The 8113-nt window shown below is 21.9% G+C and carries 5 protein-coding genes and 1 pseudogene; 1 reads left to right on the top strand and 5 read right to left on the bottom strand.

Features of this window, described 5'->3' with window-relative positions:
- Both NQK76_RS02240 and NQK76_RS02235 read right to left on the bottom strand, forming a co-directional pair.
- Positions 1 to 1941 (bottom strand): coiled-coil domain-containing protein (locus NQK76_RS02240; RefSeq protein WP_255872730.1); only part of this gene is annotated, 1941 nt, incomplete at its 3' end.
- 1112 nt (positions 1942 to 3053) lie between these two features.
- Positions 3054 to 3500: an SVM family protein gene (locus NQK76_RS02235; RefSeq protein ID WP_054598519.1), complete on the bottom strand. Its 447-nt coding sequence runs from the start codon at positions 3498 to 3500 to the stop codon at positions 3054 to 3056.
- 486 nt (positions 3501 to 3986) lie between these two features.
- On the opposite strand from NQK76_RS02235, the gene NQK76_RS02230 reads away from it, so the two are divergent.
- The gene (locus NQK76_RS02230) at positions 3987 to 4967 is read left to right on the top strand and encodes a hypothetical protein (protein ID WP_054598518.1); all 981 of its coding nucleotides are present in this window, start codon (positions 3987 to 3989) and stop codon (positions 4965 to 4967) included.
- Between the two features lie 433 nt (positions 4968 to 5400).
- On the opposite strand, the gene NQK76_RS02225 is transcribed toward NQK76_RS02230, so the two are convergent.
- The 3 genes and pseudogenes from NQK76_RS02225 to NQK76_RS02210 all read right to left on the bottom strand — a co-directional run.
- Entirely contained in the window at positions 5401 to 6177 is a 777-nt protein-coding gene (locus tag NQK76_RS02225; protein WP_054598516.1) for a hypothetical protein, read from the bottom strand.
- Positions 6178 to 6921: 744 nt separating this feature from the next.
- On the bottom strand, positions 6922 to 7047 hold the full coding sequence (locus NQK76_RS02220) for a hypothetical protein (RefSeq protein WP_255872729.1): 126 nt from the start codon (positions 7045 to 7047) through the stop codon (positions 6922 to 6924).
- Positions 7048 to 7436: 389 nt separating this feature from the next.
- A pseudogene (locus NQK76_RS02210) lies at positions 7437 to 8113 on the bottom strand (group II intron reverse transcriptase/maturase); the annotation flags it as partial.

The raw sequence follows: 8113 nt of genomic DNA, 5'->3' as shown, positions 1-8113 counted from the left end.
TCTTTGATCAGTTTCGTCGTGTCTTCGATCATTTTCATTGTGTATTTTGTCAATTTCGTCGTGTCTTTGATCAGTTTCGTCGTGTTTTTGATCATTTTTGTCGTGTCTTTGATCAGTTTCGTCGTGTATTTCGTCAGTTTCAGTTAATGTTTGTAATCTTTTATTGAAATCAATAATATTTTTATCGTGTCTTTGATCAGTTTCGTCGTGTCTTCGATCATTTTCATTGTGTATTTTGTCAATTTCGTCGTGTCTTTGATCAGTTTCGTCGTGTTTTTGATCATTTTTGTCGTGTCTTTGATCAGTTTCGTCGTGTCTTCGATCAGTTTCGTCGTGTATTTCGTCAGTTTCAGTTAATGTTTGTAATCTTTTATTGAAATCAATAATATTTTTATCGTGTCTTTGATCAGTTTCATCGTGTTTTTGATCAGTTGCGTCGTGTCTTCGATCAGTTTCGTCGTGTATTTCGTCAGTTTCAGTTAATGTTTGTAATCTTTTATTGAAATCAATAATATTTTTATCGTGTCTTTGATCAGTTTCGTCGTGTTTTTGATCATTTTTAGTTAGTTGTTCTATTTGATTTTTTAAATCATTAATTTTTTGATCATAAGCGATAAAATAATTTTTTAACTTATTTTGAAAATTATTTTGTAATTCGTTTTTGGTATCCTCTAAATTTTTTAGAGTTGCTGGTGTATTTTTAATTTGTTCTTTTAAATTAATAATTTCGTTTTGAGCATCTTCTATTTCAAGTCTTAGAAATGAAGTGAATAAAGGATTATTTATTATTTTATTTATTATACCTATTTTAGTTGGCGACCATGTTATAAAATTATTTGATATTTTATCCAACATTATATCTATTATTTTTTTTAAGTAAGAACTATATAAATTTAAAATATTTTTTTTATTTTTATATTCTAATAATAATATTCTCTGGAAATGTTCTAAAATTTTTTCTTCCGAAGTCGGCATATTTACAGATGTAAACAAGAAGTTTTTTATATAATCTTCTTCATTTTGAATATAGTATTGTTCTTTAGTTTCGAAACTAGATAATTCTATTTCTGTTCGCATTTGATCATATAATTTCGCTAATTGATTTTTTTCTTTAAATTGATTTTTTATCTTTTCTTTTAAAATTAACAAATTTTGTTGATATGTTAATGTTGAATCTATTGCTATTAAATTATTTTCAAATTCTTTTTCATTTTTTATTCGATTTTCTATTACATTATAATAATTGAAATTAGCTTGCAATTGTTTAAGGTGTTCCTTTGATTTAATGATTTCATTTTCTTTATCTTCTAAAATAAATTTTAATACTATTGTATAAAAAGGATATTTTATATTTTGGATTTGAGAATTTTTGTATAATTCATGAATTTTATATATATGGGAATTTCTTATTTTATTGTGAATTAATTTATAATTTACAAAAAAATCATATGAGTGAAATAATTGTTTTTTTTCTCTATATTCTTTTAATAATATATATTTAAGTTCTTCGATTACATCATCTTTTAGGGTTATTTGGGGATCAATCTTGATTAATTCTTTTATAAATTTTTTTTCATCTTTTATTGGTTGATTACGATTTGATATTGTAAATTTAATATCTAAATCTTTGTTTGCTAATTCAAAAGCTTTTGCTATTTTATTTCTTTTTAAAAATTGATTAACTATTCTTTCTTTTAAAATTACAATAACTTCATCAGGATCAATAATATTATTATCTATAAAAATTAATTTTTGCTCTTCAGGTGTATTTGTTTTTAACTTTGCAACTTTATTTATTTGTGTATTTAAAAATAATTTGGATTTTTTGCTCTCATTATTAAGCTTAAATAATATTATTAAAAAAATATTTAATAATAAAAAAAACATAAAAACTGTAATTAATAATTTAATAATTTTATGTTGCATGGATTTTTCAAACATACTAAACAAACCTTTTCCGTTAATTTTATCTCAATTTTTTTATTAATTGTTTTTTAATTAAAATATTTTAAAATTATTAAAAAAATTAAATAAAAAAATAATAAATATGATTTATATACGGTAAGAATAATTTTTTATTAAATTAACCAAAAAAATTTTTTAATATAATTTTTACGTTTGAAATCGGATTTATTAAAATATAACCAATTTAAAAATATTTATTGTAAATTACAATTTTCAATAAAAAAAATTTCCCAAAATAAATAATTATAAATTAACAAATGTTTTAAAAGAATTAAATTTTTTAATATAATAGACCATTTGAATTAAGGAATAAAAAAAATAAAAAATATAAAACTATTTAATTTAATAGATAATTTAATTTTATCTATTAAGAATTTACTAAAAACCGATTAAAATAAAAATATGATTATAAATAATAATATATTAAGTTTATAAACATTAAATTAATTTTCAATTTAATAACATGTAAATCAATTTTACCAAATATTAATATTTGCGTCAATATTAAAAAAATAATAAGAATTTAAATTAGTTTTATTTAGTAAAAATTCAAATATTATAAAGAATCATGTATAAATTTCTGTTTAATTAATATTTTTAGATAATATTTAAATAATATAATTTTTTTAGTACCTCCAAAAAAATAATATCCCGAATTAATCAAATATTTTTTTAAATTTTATTTATTTTTTAAAAAAATTAAAAATAAAGTTTTTTTTAAAAAATTATTTCTTTTTAGAATAAATTAAAAAATATTGTTTTCATTTTGATTAAAAAAAACAAAAAAGACCAACTTAAAAGTTGGTCTTGATGATTAACAGATTTAATTGTAATGATTTTAAGATATAATTTGGTTTTAAAAATATCAATATCCAAAACTTTATTTTTTTGCTAGAGATATTTTACTATACTACTTAACCACTTAATGATTTCAACCTTTCTTATCCTTAACTTCTAGTTTGGTACATACTTGTTGACTAGATATTTAGTATAATCGTGCTTAATTGGTACTGATTATTAGTGATATAATGTGAATTTAGGTTTCTTTGACTCTTATATCCTTATATTAGGTTAATTTTAATTAACCATTATCGAGCGCAATTTAATAATATTTGTTGTAATATATTATAAATCTTATTTTGATCTTCTGTATCTCCATTTAAAAATACCCATTTAGTTACTTTTTTAATATCTTCCCCGATTAAATCAGGGTATTTTTGTTTTGATTGTTTCAAAAACTCTTTTATTTGCGGAATAACATCATTATCGTTTGATATTAATGCATATTTATTGTTTTTAAGATCTATCGATGATATTTGGATGAACATAATCAAAATGTTTTGTTTTATATCATTTAATAATTGAAAGTTTTTGTTTACTTCTTGATCGTTAATTTCACGGTTTATAATTTCTTTATCTTTAGTATTTAACTTTGTCGCCATAATAGAATGATTATTAATACTAATTAATAAAATTCCTAATAAAATTAATACATAATTTTTTATAATTGTAATTGGATTATTGTATTTAAACATTAATTATTAAACTCCTTTTATTTTTTTCTATTCCTTAGCTTAGGAGCGGCTATAGAAGGATCATTTATATAAATAATTATTTTTATACTGTATTATATCATTTTATATTTCAAAAGATAATGATGTTTTTTCTTTATATACATTATTATAATCTTAATTAATACTAAGATAGTTTCTTAATAATTTTTTTGAAAAAAATAAGATTGCTTCATGAATTTCACAGCTTTTCTGATAATAGCGATTATTATCAAATATGGAAATTTGAATATATCATTATTATACAATTTTAAAAAAAGAATGTTAAATAAAAAAATATTAAGCCAAATTTTATATTTATTATTTATTTTTAATATTTTGAGAATACATCAGATTTTTAAATCAAATATAAACAAACAATGTATAATAATTAAAATGTGATTTTAATAATAAAAAAATAATTTTTTTAATTTTTTATTATTTTTTAGAAAGAAAAACGATAAAATTATTATGATAAATTTGCGTAAAAAACATTTTTTAATTTTAAGTATTATATTGTTAGCGATTATAATAATTTTTATATATATTAAAAAAACGAAAATTAATAATGATTATGAAAATGATATTTCTTTTCAAGAAGTGTCTAATTCAAATTTATCAGAAGAAATAAATTCTAAAGCATTAGAGTCAATACAAGACTTTGATGTGTATCCGAAAGATAAAAATGTTTATATTAGCGAAAATATTAATAATGTAAATAATAATAATATTGATTTTCAAGAAATATCGAATTCAAATTTTGCAAATAATATGGGTTTTAACCTACAATTACTGGATTCAAATTTTATAGAAAACATTGATTTAGAAATGCAATCATCAATACAAGGATTCAATACTCTAGCGGAAAATAACCATAAAACTAATATTAACATTGATCAATGGAAAAAAATTAAAAATTATTTTTTAGAATTTTATTGTGATGATGTTTTTGAAATATCTTTTTTACCAACTAAAGATCAAGTTTTTATTCAAAATGAAAAAACAAAATTTAACATTAAAGAGAAAATAAAACAAAAACAAGATGTCATATATAAATGGCAAAAACTATTTAATGAAAGCCAAATAAAAATAAACAATTTACAAAAAAAAATAAATTCTCTTCCTAATCCGCAAATTATCGAAAATGAATTTAAACAATTAACTACATCTGAGAATAACTTGAAGCAACGCCAATTGTACAAAAATAATAATATCCCAAATATACATCAACAAATACAAAAATACGATATTGACAAAGAAAATGAAAAATTACAATCACAAATAACACAAATAGAAGAAAAAAAAGAATATTTTTATAAAGAAATTAAAAAGGAAAAAGAAAATCAAAAAAGATTTTCCAAAATAATTTATGAAATAAAAAAAAATCATTATGACGAAATCCGATATAATATTCAATATATTAAAAATAATTTTTATATCGAATCAGTTTAATCAGTGTTTTATTATATTATTTAAAAAATATTATTAAATTGCATATTATATCTAAAAATTTAAAAAATTCTATTTCATAAAATAACATTAATTTTATTTATTTTAATGTTTATATTTAAAAATTAAATTTAATATAATTCTACTTTAATACATCATATTATTGTCTTTGATATATATCAAAATAATAAAATCAACTTTTAAAGTTGATTTTGTTAGTTTTTATCCGTAAGTTTCCTAAAAATATTTTATTATTAATTTATAATTTATCAATACTATCTTCTATTTCTTTAATGATATTAAAATTACAGATATATTTTTTTCTTAAATTCTATTTTTTAAAAATAAATTTTAAAATTAATTTCTAGAATTACTTAATATTAACATTTATCGTTACATGAAAATGATTAATTTTTAAAATAATTGATAATATAAATTAAAAACGAAAAAAGTTTTGATGTAAAAAATCACGAATTCCTGAATATTTTTTTTGTTTATTATTAAAAGAATTATTCAATTGTTGATATTTTTCTTTTTCGTTTTGGATATCTTTTTTTAATAAATTCAATTGACTATTAAGTTCTTTAATTTGTTTATTTTTAAGAATATTTTCGTCATTTTTAGTGTCTTCAAGGTTTTTAATTTTTTGCCTTAAATTAATTATTTCAACTTCAAGTGATTTTTTATCTTTTAATAAAGATTTTATTTGTAATTTAAAATCGTTTTCTAAATTAGAAAATTTTTTTTCTTCTTGTGATAAATAATTTAATAATTCGTTTATCTCTTTTATTTTTTCTTTTATTTGTTTTTGTTTAAATTCTAGTTCTAATCTATTAAATATTAGATTCTGTACATTTTTTTTATCATTTGGATCTAAAAATTTGTTTTTAAGCCAAAAAATATACATATTGGAAGCTCCGTTGCTCATTTGTTTTAAATCTTCTAAAGAATAAATATCATCTTTTTTGTCTCTCTCTCCTTTATCAAACAAAACACACATTAACTTATATTCATTAGTGCCTAATTGTTTAAAAAGGGGATTTTTAATTTTCCAAATAAGATCGTATTTAACATTTTGTCCATTATAACATGGGTATTCTAAGGCAAAATAACTGAAACTTTCATAACAATTTTTGTTTATTAAATGTTGTAATATATCTTCTGTATTTTCCAGATGAATATCATGAATTTTCATATTATCTTGATTGTTCATATATTCATCTTTATTTATAGATATGGATAGAATATTTGCGTTTCAATATCAAAATTGGTATTTTTGATATCTATTACAAACAGCCCCCATCTAAACCGGACAAGCAAGTTTCCAAGCATCCGGCTTGCCATAATTTACCTTCTTACGAAGACTAACTTAATGTCACCACTGGTTAGTTGTTGATTATAATCGTCCTGTAACACTTATATTTATGATATTGCACAATAAATTACTGACTTCTTTTGCCCTATAAAGGTCGTTAACCTTCATCTTGGGAGGGCGATTAACTTAATTATTCCAAATTAAGTTTTACTCCTCCGACTACTAAAAAGTCGCTTTATCCTTGAGCCTAATGACTTTTATTTCATTATTAGTTAATTTAATAACTAGCTTTTAGGATTCTCCAAGTTACTCTAAATATCGACCTTGATTCCTTAGGTGAAGTAACCATTTACTAATGGTGAGATTCCTGTTTTTTTGTTAATTGATAAACTATCCAACAATGATTGCTTATGTTGATAGACTCAGGACTGCTCGTTTATAGTAGTTTACGAAACAGGTTATCAAATTACATCTTCTTAGCTTCTTAGGCCCTTTCAGGCTTATCCTTAAAATCATTCGGTGGCGGCATCTTCTTGACTAACTACTTCGTCACAACCCGCTTTTAAGAACTGCTGTAATTCACTATTCTTTCGTTTAATGAACCATTCTTATCCTTTCAGTGTTTATCGCACTGGTGATTGGTTAAATCACACGATATTTAGGCCTCTTTGGCGCCCCTATCACTTGATTAATATTTATAATCGAGAATAAAAATAAAAACAATGTGCTGTAATTAATGATTTTAATTATTTTTTTTAATTTAACCATATTTAACATCTCCTATTTATTTTATTCACATATATAAATTATCATTTTTAATATTTATTAACAAATATTTAGATATTTTTTTAAATTAAATAAAAATTAATAATCATTAAAATTTTATTAATAGTTATTATTTCTGGTATAAAGATAAATTTAAAGTTATATAAAAAAATAAATTTTTGTAATTTTGGTTATATTTATTGACTAAATATCTATTAAATAAAATACATCTATGATATACGGATAGATTAATTGCGTTTTATTCAAAGATTTATCTTTGCTGTTTTATTTACAATCAACCCCCGTTCAAACCGGACAAGCAAGTTTCCCAGCATCCGGCTTTCCATAATTTACTCTCTTGCGAGAACTAATTTCTCCTCGCGGTTAATTAGCTATTTATTCCTATTGTTCTTATTATTTCTGATATCATGTAATTGTTGATTGGTTATCTTGCGATGACAATCTTTACACAATATCTTTGTTCTTTTATTCATGATACTTTGGTGATGCGCATTGCGGACCGTACCAATGTGATGAATTTGTAGTTGGGTTGTTTTATCGCAGTGCTCACAACGTTCCGCTTTTAGACGGTCAATTAGATGAGTACAACCTTGGAATATAAATCTATTAATGGTAATTTCCGGGGTTTCCCTTATAATTACGCATTTTTTTAATTTTGTCCCAAGTGTAAACATTCCATGGTTCGTATTGGGTTTCCCTTTTGTTAATATAAGCAATCCCCCAAGTTGAACCAATTTTACATTTCTTTCGAACTTTGGCAATTGACGTTTTCCGTTTCCTTGCTAGTGTTTTCAAACAGCTGTATTCAGCTAGATAACTTAAGTGAGTCAAAACACCTAAATTGTTAGCCAAACAAAAGTATTGGATAATTCCTCTAACAATTTTCTTATAGGTCCGGATTATTTCTAACTCGTCTCTATCTGCTAATGTTTCGTCGTGTTTCACCTTTCCCTTTTTAAACCAATTATATTCATATCCATACTCTTTGGCTTTTGCTTGGGGAATTTGGATTTGAACTTGCCCATTTAAGGAATTCTTGGTAGTTTTC

The organism is Candidatus Phytoplasma australasiaticum subsp. ipomoeae (genome assembly GCF_024425275.1).
In the GTDB taxonomy this organism is placed as follows: Bacteria; Bacillota_I; Bacilli_A; order Acholeplasmatales; family Acholeplasmataceae; genus Phytoplasma; species Phytoplasma australasiaticum.
Note: the sequence above shows the minus strand (reverse complement) of the source record. Positions and strands in the feature narration are given on the sequence as shown.

Excerpts from the sequence above, each read along its gene's own strand:
- NQK76_RS02235 (WP_054598519.1), bottom strand. The coding sequence starts at position 3,500 with ATGTTTAAATACAATAATCCAATTACAATTATAAAAAATTATGTATTA.
- NQK76_RS02230 (WP_054598518.1), top strand. The coding sequence starts at position 3,987 with ATGATAAATTTGCGTAAAAAACATTTTTTAATTTTAAGTATTATATTG.
- NQK76_RS02225 (WP_054598516.1), bottom strand. The coding sequence starts at position 6,177 with ATGAACAATCAAGATAATATGAAAATTCATGATATTCATCTGGAAAAT.
- NQK76_RS02220 (WP_255872729.1), bottom strand. The coding sequence starts at position 7,047 with ATGGTTAAATTAAAAAAAATAATTAAAATCATTAATTACAGCACATTG.